Source organism: Corynebacterium sp. KPL4035, from assembly GCF_037908325.1.
GTDB classification, from domain to species: Bacteria; Actinomycetota; Actinomycetes; order Mycobacteriales; family Mycobacteriaceae; genus Corynebacterium; species Corynebacterium kefirresidentii.
Map to the genome: position 1 here is coordinate 58005 of NZ_JBBMGF010000007.1, position 13552 is coordinate 71556.

General features: G+C 55.9%; 10 protein-coding genes and 1 tRNA gene. 5 read left to right on the forward strand and 6 right to left on the reverse strand.

Going from position 1 to position 13552, the window contains the following annotated elements:
• Positions 1–7 precede the first annotated feature (7 nt).
• Together WMP96_RS07690 and WMP96_RS07695 are read right to left on the reverse strand one after the other, a co-directional pair.
• Complete coding sequence (locus WMP96_RS07690; protein WP_023021676.1) at positions 8–1069, reverse strand: D-alanine--D-alanine ligase family protein; 1062 nt, start codon at positions 1067–1069, stop codon at positions 8–10.
• A gap of 22 nt (positions 1070–1091) precedes the next feature.
• Positions 1092–2090 (reverse strand): NAD(P)H-dependent glycerol-3-phosphate dehydrogenase, encoded by a 999-nt coding sequence (locus WMP96_RS07695; protein WP_023021677.1) that lies wholly within the window; start codon positions 2088–2090, stop codon positions 1092–1094.
• A 162-nt stretch (positions 2091–2252) separates the two neighbouring features.
• Between WMP96_RS07695 and WMP96_RS07700 the strand changes: the two genes are divergently transcribed.
• The gene (locus WMP96_RS07700) at positions 2253–3251 is read left to right on the forward strand and encodes an NUDIX hydrolase (protein WP_239205614.1); all 999 of its coding nucleotides are present in this window, start codon (positions 2253–2255) and stop codon (positions 3249–3251) included.
• 104 nt (positions 3252–3355) lie between these two features.
• Here the strand turns inward: WMP96_RS07700 and WMP96_RS07705 are convergent, their stop codons facing one another.
• The 3 genes from WMP96_RS07705 to leuC all read right to left on the reverse strand — a co-directional run bounded on the left by WMP96_RS07705 (position 3356) and on the right by leuC (position 6465).
• Positions 3356–4231 carry a hypothetical protein gene (locus tag WMP96_RS07705; protein ID WP_239205616.1) on the reverse strand — a complete coding sequence of 292 codons (876 nt, stop codon included), beginning with the start codon at positions 4229–4231 and terminating at the stop codon, positions 3356–3358.
• Positions 4232–4431: 200 nt separating this feature from the next.
• Complete coding sequence (gene leuD, locus WMP96_RS07710) at positions 4432–5022, reverse strand: 3-isopropylmalate dehydratase small subunit (protein WP_301716144.1); 591 nt, start codon at positions 5020–5022, stop codon at positions 4432–4434.
• Positions 5023–5043: 21 nt separating this feature from the next.
• Complete coding sequence (gene leuC, locus WMP96_RS07715; RefSeq protein ID WP_301716145.1) at positions 5044–6465, reverse strand: 3-isopropylmalate dehydratase large subunit; 1422 nt, start codon at positions 6463–6465, stop codon at positions 5044–5046.
• Between the two features lie 52 nt (positions 6466–6517).
• On the opposite strand from leuC, the gene WMP96_RS07720 reads away from it, so the two are divergent.
• From WMP96_RS07720 to WMP96_RS07735, 4 genes are all read left to right on the forward strand, one after another.
• Entirely contained in the window at positions 6518–7201 is a 684-nt protein-coding gene (locus tag WMP96_RS07720) for an IclR family transcriptional regulator (protein WP_301716146.1), read from the forward strand.
• A gap of 189 nt (positions 7202–7390) precedes the next feature.
• Positions 7391–7684, forward strand: a complete 294-nt coding sequence (locus tag WMP96_RS07725; RefSeq protein WP_023021683.1) for a hypothetical protein — start codon at positions 7391–7393, stop codon at positions 7682–7684.
• Positions 7685–7900: 216 nt separating this feature from the next.
• The gene (locus WMP96_RS07730; protein ID WP_239270271.1) at positions 7901–10552 is read left to right on the forward strand and encodes a YhgE/Pip domain-containing protein; all 2652 of its coding nucleotides are present in this window, start codon (positions 7901–7903) and stop codon (positions 10550–10552) included.
• 3 nt (positions 10553–10555) lie between these two features.
• The gene (locus WMP96_RS07735) at positions 10556–12763 is read left to right on the forward strand and encodes a YhgE/Pip domain-containing protein (RefSeq protein WP_301716147.1); all 2208 of its coding nucleotides are present in this window, start codon (positions 10556–10558) and stop codon (positions 12761–12763) included.
• A 289-nt stretch (positions 12764–13052) separates the two neighbouring features.
• Here WMP96_RS07735 and WMP96_RS07740 read toward each other — a convergent pair.
• A tRNA-Glu gene (locus tag WMP96_RS07740) sits at positions 13053–13128 on the reverse strand.
• Positions 13129–13552 lie beyond the last annotated feature (424 nt).

Consider the following 13552-nt stretch of genomic DNA (forward strand, 5'->3'; position numbering starts at 1 on the left):
TCCGTCCCTACTTTGCTAGCGCCTGCTCAATGAGAGCCTCAAGCAAAGCGGGGTACTCCACACCCGAAGCGGCGAGCACCTGGGGATACATCGAAATCGGGGTAAAGCCCGGCAGAGTATTGATTTCATTGATGTACACGGAATCTTCGGTAACGAAGAAATCCACCCGGGATAGGCCCTCACAATTTAGGGCCTCGAATGCGCGAACAGCCATGTCGCGCAGCTTCTCGGTCAACTCAGGCGTGAAAGGCGCAGGGATTTCCGCGGTAACCACATTATCGAGGTACTTTGTGTCAAAGCCATAAAAGCCCTCGTCAGAATCATCAATGCCCGCCAGCAGTGCTGGAACAGACGCCAACAGTGTGCCGTCGGCATAGTGCAAAACACCGATTTCTACCTCTTGGCCTACGATTTCTGGCTCCACCAGGATTTTCTCGTCGTCTTCTAGAGCAAGGTCAACGGCTGCGGGGAATTCTTCCCAGCTATTCACTTTGGATACGCCGATTGATGATCCGCCCCGGGCGGGCTTTACAAAGACGGGCAACCCTAGATGCTGCTTTTCTTCCTCGCTGAGCTCGGTACGACCCTTCAGAATGACCTCGGGCGCTACGGGCAGGCCTGCCGCTGCCAGCACCTTTTTGGTAAATTCCTTATCCATGCCCACCGAGGAAGCCAACACGCCCGGCCCGACATAGGGCAGGCCGGAGAGCTCAAAGAGACCTTGGACGGTGCCGTCTTCACCAAAGGGCCCGTGCAGGATGGGAAATACCACATCAACCTCAGCAAAGAGCGTGCCATCGGTGACGTTATGGAACTGGCCCCTGGCATTAGGATCCAGGGAAAGCGTTAGTTCCGCCCCTCGCCTGACTTCTGGCATGACACCATTGACAATCTCTAGTCCCTCAGTGGTGCCGGGCGTCCACGTGCCCTCGCGGGTGATGCCGATAGGCACCACCTCGAATTTTTCAGGATCGAGGTGATTCATGATCGCACCTGCAGAGACGCAGGATACGGAGTGCTCGGTGCTACGGCCGCCATAGATAACGGCCACGCGGGTCTTTTCAGTCATGCCCGCAGATTTTACCCTTGACCTACTCCGACTTCTTGGACCGACCCATCAGAGCGATGATCATATCTTCCACCGCCATGCCCTCGTAGCAGACACCATAAACCGCGTGGGTAATCGGCATCTCTACGTCTGCCTGCTGGGCTAGGCGGTAGATAGAATCACAGGAGTAGACGCCCTCCGCAACCTGCCCGTTGGTGGCGGCCTTGGCCTCTTCAATGGTGCCGCCTTGGCCCAGGCGATAGCCAAAAGTACGGTTGCGCGACAATGTCGAGGTACATGTTGCCACCAAGTCACCCAAGCCAGCCAAGCCGGAGAAGGTAAATGGATCCGCCCCCAACTCCACTCCGAGGCGGGTAATTTCTGCCAAACCGCGGGTAATGATGGTGGCCATGGTGTTATTGCCTAATCCCTTGCCAGAGGCTATACCGCAGGCTAATGCGATGACGTTTTTGCAGGCGCCGCCGATTTCCGCACCAATAACATCGGTGTTGGTATACGGGCGCAAGTACGGCGCGGCCACCGCCGCCTGGACGCGCTTTGCGCGTTCCTCATCTGGGCAGGCGATTACTGTGGCGGCCACTTGGCCTGCGGCAATCTCTTTAGCCAGGTTCGGGCCAGAAAGTACCGCCACGCGGTCTGCTGGCACTCCCGCCGCATCCATGATGACCTCGCTCATGCGCTTGAGCGTGGTGGTCTCCACACCCTTGGAAATGGAGACCAAGGTCGCGTTTTGAGGCAGATGCGGGGCCCACTTTTCCACGTTGCCGCGCAAGGTTTGGGAGGGAACGCCGAATACGACGACCTCGGCACATGACAATGCTTCCACTTCATCATGAGTCGCCCGCACAGCCGCCGGTAGGCGGGTATCCGGCAAGTAGTCCGGATTAGTGTGGGTCTCGTTGATAGCTTGCGCCAACTCTGCGCGGCGGGCCCACAGGCGAACGTCATTTCCGGCATCCGCAAAGACCTTGGCCAAGGTAGTGCCCCAAGAACCGGCACCCATCACCGCAACATTAACCATGGTGTCTCCTCCAAACGTGCAAAGCAATAACCTCAACTTTAAAGCATGTCTGTCCGACCGTGTGGCAGGGATGCACACCGCGCCTAACCCGTGGGACAATGGGCGCTTAGACGTTGTTTAAATGAAGCCAATTACTGTGGAAAGGCCCCGTGGAGGCAGACGATGCCCAATATTAAAAAGATGCACGAAACCGACAAGGATCAACAGCACGAGGAATTCATTTCCGGTCGCCATCAAGAAATCCCGGTGGATCCAGCCAAAGAATTCCACCGCACTACCCTTGCCGCCGGCGCCGTTATCTGGCGTGGTTCTCCGCAGGAACCGGAAATCGCGCTAATCCACCGTCCCCATTACGATGATTGGTCCCTGCCCAAGGGCAAGGTGGATCCCGGCGAGTCTCTTCCTACCACCGCAGCCAGGGAAATCCTGGAAGAGACCGGATTCAGCGTCCGGCTAGGCAAGCTCATTGGCAAGGTAACCTATCCGGTCCAGGGGCGGACCAAGGTCGTCTACTACTGGGTGGCTAAGTATTTGGGCGGCACCTATTCCGCCAATAGTGAGACCGATGAGTTGCGCTGGCTGCCTATCGACGAGGCGCAAAATCTCTTGTCCTACGACGTAGATACCGCAGTGGTGGCTAAAGCCGCCAAACGCCTGCGCATCGCGCCGGCCACGCGCGTTCTTTATGTCCGCCACGCCCACGCGCATGAAAGCGGCAGCTGGGAAGGCGATGATAACCTGCGGCCGCTTGATAAGAAGGGGCGTCGCCAAGCGGAAATGCTGGTCCCGATGCTCAGCGCTTATCAGCCCACTGCCATTTACTCTGCGCTGCCCCAACGTTGCCAGCAGACAGCTGCCCCGCTTGCCGACGAACTGGGCAAGGACATCTCCATCAACAAAAACTTTGGCGACGAGGCTTGGGAAAACGACCCAGAAGCAGCCAAGAAGGCCTTCCGCCGCGTGGTAAACGAAGGCGGGGTGCCCGTTATTGTCAGCCAAGGCGGCACCATCCCCGGCATCATCGAGGACCTCGCCCCAAAGTTCCTTAAAAAGCCGGTGGACAAGCTGAAGTTCAAGAAGTCTTCTGTGTGGGTCTTGTCTTTCAACAATGGCGAGCTCACCGGCGCCGATTACCTGGCTAGCCCACTGCCGGTGCGCTAGTTTCCTAGTTCCTCCCCGACCAACAATTAAGGCCCTGCCTTCCATCTCATGCGGCGGACGAGCAGGGCCTTACTTGCGCAACTATCGTGCGGCTGCGGGGTTTTCTAACCGCGCAAGCCGAGCGTGCGACGGACGAAGAGGACCAAAATGAGGGTGTTCAGTGCTGGGAACAGAAGCATGCCGACGAAGGTAAAGCTCAACACTGCGTACAGGACGGCAATCAAGACGGCTACTAGGATGGTCACTCCGACATTCTCCTTCGCTACTTCGATGGAAGCCCCAAAGGTTTCGCCAACGGATAGCTCAGGGCGTGCGGCCTTAACAGCCGGCATCCAGGTAAAGAAGAAGGCGGCGAAGAGTCCCGGAATAATCAGGAGAATGAAGCCCAGGGAAATAACCAGGGTCGAAAGCACATACACCGCCATGAGACCGGCGACATTTTTAAAGCTCAGAAAGTCCTTTATCTCCAGCATCCCGGTATCAACCTGTTTATTAGCAGCCTTGTACCAGGTGCTAGCTGCCCAAATAAACACGAGGAACATGGCGATAATGGCTAAGAACATTACTGCAATGAGGCCACCGGTAAGCGCGTCAGAACCTGAGCCACTTTTGGCTAGGGCGTCAATGGATGTACCGCTGCCTGCTAGGACGGCGACCAACAGCAAATAGAGGATGGAGAGAACTACCATCTGCACCAGTGGACCGAAAATCCACTGCGCCCAATTGCGGCCGAAGTAGCGGAAGCTATCCGCGATGACCTGAATGGCGTCTACGTCACGACCAATAGGGGAATCTTCTCCTTGGTAGGTGCTTCCAGCGTATCCGGGTTGCCCGAACTGTTGCTGACTGTACTGCTGCCCGTAGCCTGGTTGGCCGTTCGCGCCGTTTCCGTAAGGCGCAGATTCACTCGCAGGTCCGGGAGTACCTGGACCATTGTTTCCTGAATTAAAAGAATCATTATTCGAATAGGGATTGCTCATAGATTTAAAGCTAGGGGCATACTCTGTCACAGGAAACTGGAGCAGGTGATTGTTACCCTTACGTTACCGATTTTACCCCCTGCAGCTCCCCCAAGGTTTGTACTCAAGACTCATACCCAAGTGCAAAGCACCCCACCGCCCCTTCTTTAGAAAGGACTGAAGGGGTGTTGGCGCAAGTTCATCCCCAACCACACTCCCATCTATGGGGCGATAACAGAGGGCTTAAAGCCGGGGCGTCGCTTTTCATAGTCAGCGATATCGCCCTCGTTACGGAGGGTGATATCGATGTCATCGAGGCCCTCCATCAACCGCCAACGGGTGTAATCATCGATGTCAAAGCGGTAGGTATTTTCTCCAACCGTGACCGCTCGCGCCTCCAAGTCAACGGTGACCTGGGTTTCTCCTGATTCCAGCTGCTTCCAGATAAGCTCGATGTCCTCTTGTTCCATCAAACCGGTAAGAAGGCCGGACTTTCCTGCGTTACCGCGGAAGATATCTGCAAAGCGGGAAGAAAACACGGCACGGAACCCGTATTCACTCAACGCCCATACTGCATGTTCCCGGGAGGAACCGGTGCCAAAGTCTCTTCCTGCAAAAAGCACCGACCCATTTTTAAATTGCTCTTGGTTAAGCACGAAGCGTTCTTCGGGGCGCCAATTAGAAAACAGCCCTTCAGAAAAGCCTGTACGCTTAACCGACTTCAGGTAGCGCGCCGGAATGATTTGATCAGTATCCACGTTAGTAACGCGCAGCGGTACGCCAGTTCCGGTATGGGTTATAAATTTCTCCATTATCAATGCCTTTCTAAGCGCTTAATTCAGGTCAGCAGGACTAGACAGGTATCCGGTCACGGCTGTAGCGGCAGCCACCTGGGGCGAGACTAGGTGTGTGCGCCCACCTGGGCCTTGTCGGCCTTCGAAATTGCGGTTGGAGGTTGAAGCTGAGCGCTCTCCCGCCGCTAGTTGGTCTGGATTCATTCCTAGGCACATCGAGCAACCAGCGGTACGCCATTCGGCTCCAAACTGGCGGAAGATCTCATCTAAGCCTTCTTCCTCTGCTTGGGCCTTGACAGCTGCTGAAGACGGCACTACCAGCATCCGCGTATCTTCGGCGATGGTGCGGCCCTTGACCACACCGGCAGCGGCGCGCAAATCTTCAATGCGAGCGTTGGTGCATGAGCCGACGAATACGGTATCTATTTTGATATCGCGCAGCGGAGTCCCCGGCTGCAGGTGCATATATTGGAGGGCCTTTTCTACAGTGGCCTTTTCATTGTCGTCACCGCAGTCTTCTGGATCTGGAACACTCTCCCCTAATGGCAGACCTTGTCCAGGATTGGTTCCCCACGTAACAAACGGGGTCAAGGCAGAACCATCAATCTCAACGACGGTATCGAATTCCGCCCCCTCGTCGGTGGGAAGCGTCTTCCAATAGTCAACCGCAGCGTCCCAGTCCGCCCCGCTGGGAGCAAACTCGCGTCCCTTCACATATTCAAAGGTGGTCTCATCTGGGGCGACCATGCCGGCGCGGGCTCCTGCCTCAATAGACATATTGCAGATAGTCATGCGCTCTTCCATGGACATCCTGCGGATCGCCTCACCACGGTACTCAATGATGTGACCTTGTCCGCCGCCGGTACCGATTTTGGCGATTATGGCCAGGATGAGATCTTTGGCGGAGACTCCCTCTTGTAATTCGCCCGTCACCTCAATCGCCATCGTTTTAAAGGGCTTCAAGGAAAGCGTCTGCGTGGCCATGACGTGCTCCACCTCAGAGGTGCCGATGCCCATTGCGATTGAGCCAAAGGCACCATGGGTGGAGGTATGCGAGTCGCCGCAGACAATGGTCATACCTGGCTGGGTGATACCCAATTGTGGGCCAACTGTATGGACAATGCCTTGCTGTGCATCTCCCATGGAATGCAAGCGCACACCAAATTCCTCGCAGTTCTTACGCAGGGTCGATACCTGGGTGCGAGAAACCTCATCCTTGATTTCCAAGAGGTTGCCAGACTTAATGCCTTGCGTGGGAACGTTATGGTCCTCGGTTGCCAAGTGCAGTTCAGGGTGGCGCAGTGTGCGCCCAGCCAGCCGCAGACCATCAAAGGCCTGTGGACTGGTAACTTCATGTAGTAGCTGAAAGTCAATAAAGATGAGGTCTGGTGCCCCAGCATCACCGGGTTGGACGACGTGATCGCGCCACACTTTTTCCGCCAATGTCAGCTTCTGGTTCATAAACATCTCTCCACACTTGAAATCTCATAATTTGGGACGTAGATTTCATTGTATGGGAGAGTATAGCGCAGTTTCCGGAATTAAAGTGTTGGATCGAGCAATGGCCATCATGATGGCCGCCGCCAACCACCCCTCCACCCTCAACGAACTATGTGAAACCACGGGCCTACCTCGGGCGACGGCACACCGGCTAGCCACCGCACTGGAAGCGCACCGCATCCTCGTTCGCACCCCCGAAGGAAAGTGGAAGGCCGGTCCAGCCCTCCCTGGCAACCGTGACCACCTACTGGAAGTGGCGGGTCCAATTATGGAGAAGCTGCGCGAAGACACCGGCGAGTCCATCCAGCTTTACGAGGTCACTGGAAATACCCGCACCTGTATTGCCACTAGGGAACCCGAGTCTGGCCTTCATAATGTCGTCCCCGTCGGACGCCAGCTACCACTTAGCTCCGGATCCGCAGCGCGCATCATTGCCGCCTATATAGAGGTCAATATCGAAGACGCCTCGTTTACTCTCCAGGACATCGAAGCGGCAAGGAGCCAAGGGTATTCAGAGTCCATTGAAGAACGCGAAGCCGGGCTAGCCTCTATTTCTGCACCGGTTTTCGACGAAGCCGGAACTTTCCTGGCAGTCTTGTCCATTTCCGGATCTGTCGAGCGCTTCCAGCCATCACCCGCCCAAAAGTACGCGGATACCCTCACGGCAGCCGCTCGCGAATTGAGCAGCCAGCTTTAAGCTTCCCCTCGCCCCCACCATGCCCGTCTCTGCCCAATCCTTGCAGAGACGGGCATTGCCTTTTTCCACTCACTTAAAAAAATTTGAGGAAACTCGCCGCCAGCTATTGAAACCAAACTGAAAATACGATTTAATGAAAATACGTTGAAAACAACGGGGACTAATCCCCGCCAGAAAGGACCAGTCATCATGACCCACACCACCCACGAGAACCACACCCACACCCACGGCACCGATTGCGGCCACGTATCCTTCCCACACGGCGACCACACCGACTACCTCCACGAAGGTCATATCCACCGTGAGCACGATGGCCACTGGGACGAGTGCGAGACCACCGAGCACGTAGAAGCCGAGGCTCACACCGACCACACTCATGGTGAAGGCTGCGGCCACGTAGCAATCCCGCACGGCGACCATGTGGACTACCTGCACGACGGCCACCGCCACGCCGCACACGGCGATCACTACGACGAGCACTAGTTGCAGCTCGGGGCTTAGCCCCTCAGTATGCGCCGCCTCGGCCCTTCACCTTGTGGGTCTCGGCGGCCATTTCTATGTCTACCCTTCCGCTAAAGAGCGCCCCGAAATTCACACCAGAAACATATCTGCGAGCTCGACAGGACACACTCTCTCATTTCTGTTAAAACTGACAGTCAGACTATTAGTTCTTTCCGGTTGGGTGCTACGGTTCTTCGAGTGATTACTAGTTGGAAGATTTTTCTCCAAGATTTTGTCCGCTTGTGGCGGACCCCGCAGGTCTGGGTGATCCTTATTGGTTTGATGATCACCCCAGCCCTGTATTCCTGGGTAAACATCTCCGGTTTCTGGGATCCCTACGGAAACACAGAACACCTCAAGGTCGCCGTTGTAAATGAGGACAAGGGCGCCACCTCGGAGATGACCGGCCACTTAGACGTCGGCGGACAAATGATTGACAAGCTGCATGATAACGACAGGCTTGGCTGGCAATTCATGGACAGGCAAGAAGCCGAGGACGCCGTTAAGAAGGGCGACGTCTTCGCCTCGGTAATAGTGCCCGAGGACTTCTCGGCCGATTTCGTCAGCCTGTTTAAAGGTACGTATTCTCAGCCCACGCTCGAATACCACGTTAACGAAAAGCTCAATGCAATCGCGCCGAAGATTACTGATACCGGCGCTTCGACTCTGGATACCACTATTAGCACTACTTTCAATGAGCAGGTGGCAGATTCAGTGGCGACGGAGCTTAAAAATTCCGGTGGTGATTTAAGCCAGAAGATTAACCGTTCCGCGGGCGATACCGCGGATTCTTTTTCGGAAACCGCAGACACTGTAGCCAACTCGCGCAGCCAGTTGGCCGACGTTCACGCCACCATCGATGACGCACGCCCGACTATCGCGCAAGCCCGCGAATCGCTCGGTACGGTCCAACAGACCGTCGATGACGCGCAGACCGCGTTGAACGAAGTTAATTCCATTACCGCTGAGGTCCAGCGCGAGGTCACTTCTTTCTCCGATGACGCCACGGCCGCTTATGTGGAAGGAACGACCGCGTTGGCAGACGGCACTGCTTCTGCCAACGCTACCGTGGGCTCGGTATCTGGCAAGCTACGCGGTGCCCTCACTCGCGTCGATGCCGCTTCTGCTGGCGCAGCAGGCATCGTTGGTGAAGCGGATCGGGCTATTGACCAGCTCGATAAGCTCGCCTCATCTCCAGCCCTGCCCCCGCAGGTTTCCCAGCAGATTAAAGATCAGGTGGGAGATTTGCGTGAACGCAATAATCAGAACCGCGCAGTCCTCGGTGACCTGGACTCTCTCAACGGCGATACCAACGACACCATCGATTCGCTCAATAAGACAACGAGCTTGCTGGATAAGATGGCTGCCCAAACGCGCGATGACTCCCACGCGCTGCGCGATAATGTGGCCGAAGGCTTGCCCAAGCTCAATGCCGCGCTTTCCGACGTCACAGCTACCACCGGAAAACTTTCCGCCTCGCTCGAAAGCCAAAAGGCACTGGTGGGCCAGACCGATGGGCTCTTAGGCGGCGTCGACAAGCAGCTCAACCAAGCCCAACAGGTGGTCGAGCGCTTTTCTGTAGACCTCGATGGCATTGAACAGGGACTCCGGGCCTCCCGCAGCGATGTGCTGGCGTTGAGTAATACCGCCAATAACAATTCCATCCTGCAGTCAGTCAAGGGCCTCAATACCGACGAGGTTTCCTCCTTCCTTGCCTCCCCTGCGGAGATGGAAAGCCACGCCGTCTTCCCGGTGAAGCACTATGGCTCGGGCATGTCCTCCCTATTTATCAACCTCACGTTGTGGATCGGCGCTTTCATGCTGCTCATCATCTTCCGCGCTGAGGTAGACCCGCAGGGCCGCAAGAACCTCACCATCACCAAGGCGTACTTTGCCCGCTTCCTTCTACTCTCCTTCTTTGCCATCGCCCAGGCGCTCATCGTGTCCATCGGCAACCTTGCCATTGGAGTGGAGCATGCCAATGCAGTGGCTTATGTCGGTACCGCAGTCATCGTCGGCCTGTGCTATCTGAGCATTACCTATAGCTTGGTGTCTACGTTTGGCCACGTGGGCCGAGGCATCGCGGTGGTCTTTGCCTTCATCCAGATTCCTGGCGCTTCCGGCCTCTACCCGATTGAGATGACGCCAGATTTCTTCCGTGCGGTACACCCGTTCCTCCCCTTTACCTACGGCATTGACGCCATGCGAGAAACCGTCGGAGGTTTCTACGGTAACCATTACGCACGTGATCTCTGCGCCCTCATCGGCATGGCGGCGATTGCTTACCTCATCGGTTCGGTGATGCGCCGTGGCTTGTCCAACGTCAATATGTTGGTCAACGACGAACTGCGCAAGGGTGGATTGGTTATCAATGAACAGGTCCACCTTGTAGGAAGCCGCTACCGTTTCACCGATCTCCTCTATGCCTTGAACGACCGCGAGGCTTATCAACAAAGCCTTGAGAATAAGTGGGGCATGGCGCGCAGGAACTACTCTCAGTTGATGAAAATCACCGTGGCGGTGGGCCTGGCGCTGGTTGTCGCTTTGGGTATCTACTCACGCATTAACCCTGGAGAAAAGGCCATCATCTTCGGCCTGGCCTGCCTGGTTACGCTCATCGCGGTGGGTGTTATCTGTTCCCTCGAGTACGTCAAGCAGAGCATCGCACATGATAACCGCCTGGCGGATCTTAGCGACGAGGAAATCCAGGAGCACCTCGAGCACCAGCAGGAACATCCAAACCGCTACCTCCTGGAAGATTTGGACGAGGAATCCGCACCTGCTGATACCACCGAGACCAAAGAAATACCCGCCGTTGAAGGCGATGACTCCGGAAAGGGCGGCGAGTAAGTCATGAAAAACGTTCTGACCATTCTCCGCGATGACCTCCACGCCATTCGCACCAATGTCATGACCGCAGTCATTATCTTCGGTCTTGCTATCATTCCATTGCTTTTTACCTCCTTCAACGTGCTCGCCAGCTGGGATCCTTTTTCCAATACCAACCAGCTCAAGATTGCTGTTGCCAGCGAAGATGAGGGACACGAAAGCGACCTAGCCTCATTGAAGCTTAATTTGGGCGATGAAGTACTCTCGCAGCTCAGCCGCAATCACGATATTGATTGGGTCATTACCGACAGCGCCGATGCGGTCGAGGGAACAAAATCCGGTGAATACTATGCCGGCATCGTCCTGCCAAAGGATTTCAGCGCGGATCTGCTTACCTTTTATGTAGAAGGAACCGAGCCCAGCAAGCTCAATCTCTATACCAATGAGAAGAAGAACGCGCTGTCTACCACCATCACGCAAAAGAGTGCGGACGGCGTCATTCAAAAAATCGACGAGTCCTTCACCCGCGTGGTGTCCAATGTTGGCCTCGGCGTCGTATCCGATTTAGATAAATACCTCAACGAAGACGACACCCAGACGGCACTCAATAACCTTCACAACCGCATCAATAATGTCAGCACTCGCCTCGATGCGGCTTCAGGAACCGTAGGTGCACTAAGCAATCTTGTCGATTCCACCCTGCCGCTTACGCAGGCAGCGGATAATATCCTCGCCGAGGCCGGCCGCCAGGCCACGGAGACGGACAATGCCCAAGGCGAAAACCCCATCGACATTCTGCGCTCCACCCTCAATGACTCTGCAGGTTCATTAGACGCTTCCTTAGCGGCTACTACGCAAAGCTACGATGCGCTTTCTGCCCAGGTGGATGAGTTGCTCAATAACGCAAGTAACGCCACCGCACAAACGGCGCAGACCTACCGCACCGCAGCTGAACGTGTAGATGAGCAAACGAGCGCCTTTGAGGGCGTACGCGCTTCCATCAAGGAGCAAGCCGATAAAGCGGCGCTGCCGGCTCCAGTCGCTGGCGGCTATAAGGCGTTGATGGGCCAGATTGATGCTTCTATCGCCCAGAGCAACGCGCTACATGATTCGTTGGTTTCGACCGCCGATGATATTGAGCAGGGCCGTGGTACCTCGCAAGAATCGCGCCAGCGCACCAAGGATGCCATCGCCAATGCGAAGCACGCCGCAGAGAAGGCGCGCACTTCCTATAACGAGAACCTCAAGCCCCAGCTGGATCAGCTCAACCAAAGCGTCTCTGTGGTGGCCGGCGATATTGATGCTGTTAAGCAGGACATAGCTGGTATTCGCGACTCGGTTTCTCGCAATAACGAGTCACCACAACAAAGCCTGGCCCGCGCCCGCGATACTACTGCTGGCCTCGCTGACACCCTGCGGGAGCAAAGCGGCCGTTTCGCGGACATGGGACGCAAGATCGACGAGGTTCGCCATGGCGGCGACCTAAGCAAACTGGCCGATATCGTTGGCTCTGACCCAGAGCTGCTCGCCTCCCGCATTGCTGCTCCTGTGGCTGTGGACCGTGAACCGGTCTATCCTGTGGCCGCCTTCGGCGTAGGCATGACACCGTTCTACCTCACCTTGTCGCTGTGGGTAGGTGCCCTCTTGGCGTGCGTGCTGGTCCATACCAACGCCGAGCGCAAGTACTTGCGAAAAGACGAGAACGGAAAGTACGACGAAAGCGATTTCACCCGTGGCCAGGCATTCTTCGGTCGCCTTGCCACGCTTGCGTTGGTCGGTCTGGCTCAAGCCACCTTGGTGGTGCTTAGCCTCATTTTCTTCGTCCAAATCGAGCCTGCACATCCATTCATGCTCATGTTCGCAGCATGGGTAGTTTCGCTGGTATTCATGTTGATCATTTACTCACTGGTCATCACACTCGATAGTGCCGGCAAGGCCTTGGCGGTATTGCTGCTTGTGATACAAGTGTCTGGTTCCGGCGGAGCCTACCCGTTGCCATTGCTGCCTGAATGGTTCCAGAACGTGAGCCCTTGGTTGCCAGCTACTTATGCTATCGATGCCTTCCGCAGCGCCATCGCGGGCATCTACCATGGCGATATTTGGCGTGAGCTGGGCATGCTGCTGCTGTTTACCATCCCAGCATTGCTCGTCGGGCTCCTTATACGCCGCGCCATGGACGCCTATCATAAGCGCCTACAAAAGGCGATTAAGAAGACGAAGGTGATGGCATAGCCAGCGCTTGGCGACGCCCTCCTCTACACAGCCCAGCGAGCCGTTTCACGGCCCGTTGGGCTTCTTTCTTGCTGCGGTCTAGCGCAGGGCGCAGCTGACCACTCAGAACTCACTGTAGGGAGGTGCAACGCCGCCTGCTGCACTGTTTAGGGCGCTCGACGAGAATCGAGCGAGAATTGAAGAATACAGGCGCCTGAGGGCCGAGAGATTTATGGGCCACCAACCGCAAAAAATGCGCCTGGAACTAAAAAACAAAAAGCTGCGAGCCATTAAGCTCGCAGCTTGCTATTGGTACCCCGTACGGGATTTGAACCCGTGTTACCGGCGTGAGAGGCCGGCGTCCTAGGCCGCTAGACGAACGGGGCGCGTTCGCAGCAAGCACACACTGTGCGTTGCGGACTCGTTAAGAGTAAACGATGGGTTAACTGAGCACAAATCGCACGCTTAGGGGCGGTTTTGAGGGCGGAGGCTAGGAAAACGAAAAGGGTCCCGAGTCTTCTACTGCAGTGAGGTTTCTTCATGGCCGAGGTGCGGATCGAATCAGTGGTTATTCCGCAAGCAATCTGTGGATAGTCCGTGGCCGAGAACGCTGTGCTAGTAGGACTCGGGATGGCGCTGTGCGTCGAAGTGCATATACTGCAGGCTCCTATACTTCGTACAAATGTTAGTGGGAAGGAAGTTGTGGATTATAGCGTTACTACCTGGCTATGCTTTCGGCCTGTGCGCCTTCGCTGTGGTGCGTTTCGATTTCTGTCACCCGCTCTCCTTTCTGTCTGTTTTCTGCTGTAC

Bases quoted from the DNA above. Each gene is read 5' to 3' on its own strand.
- WMP96_RS07690 (WP_023021676.1), bottom strand. From the start codon at position 1,069: ATGACTGAAAAGACCCGCGTGGCCGTTATCTATGGCGGCCGTAGCACC.
- WMP96_RS07695 (WP_023021677.1), bottom strand. From the start codon at position 2,090: ATGGTTAATGTTGCGGTGATGGGTGCCGGTTCTTGGGGCACTACCTTG.
- WMP96_RS07700 (WP_239205614.1), top strand. From the start codon at position 2,253: ATGCCCAATATTAAAAAGATGCACGAAACCGACAAGGATCAACAGCAC.
- WMP96_RS07705 (WP_239205616.1), bottom strand. From the start codon at position 4,231: ATGAGCAATCCCTATTCGAATAATGATTCTTTTAATTCAGGAAACAAT.
- leuD (WP_301716144.1), bottom strand. From the start codon at position 5,022: ATGGAGAAATTTATAACCCATACCGGAACTGGCGTACCGCTGCGCGTT.
- leuC (WP_301716145.1), bottom strand. From the start codon at position 6,465: ATGAACCAGAAGCTGACATTGGCGGAAAAAGTGTGGCGCGATCACGTC.
- WMP96_RS07720 (WP_301716146.1), top strand. From the start codon at position 6,518: ATGGGAGAGTATAGCGCAGTTTCCGGAATTAAAGTGTTGGATCGAGCA.
- WMP96_RS07725 (WP_023021683.1), top strand. From the start codon at position 7,391: ATGACCCACACCACCCACGAGAACCACACCCACACCCACGGCACCGAT.
- WMP96_RS07735 (WP_301716147.1), top strand. From the start codon at position 10,556: ATGAAAAACGTTCTGACCATTCTCCGCGATGACCTCCACGCCATTCGC.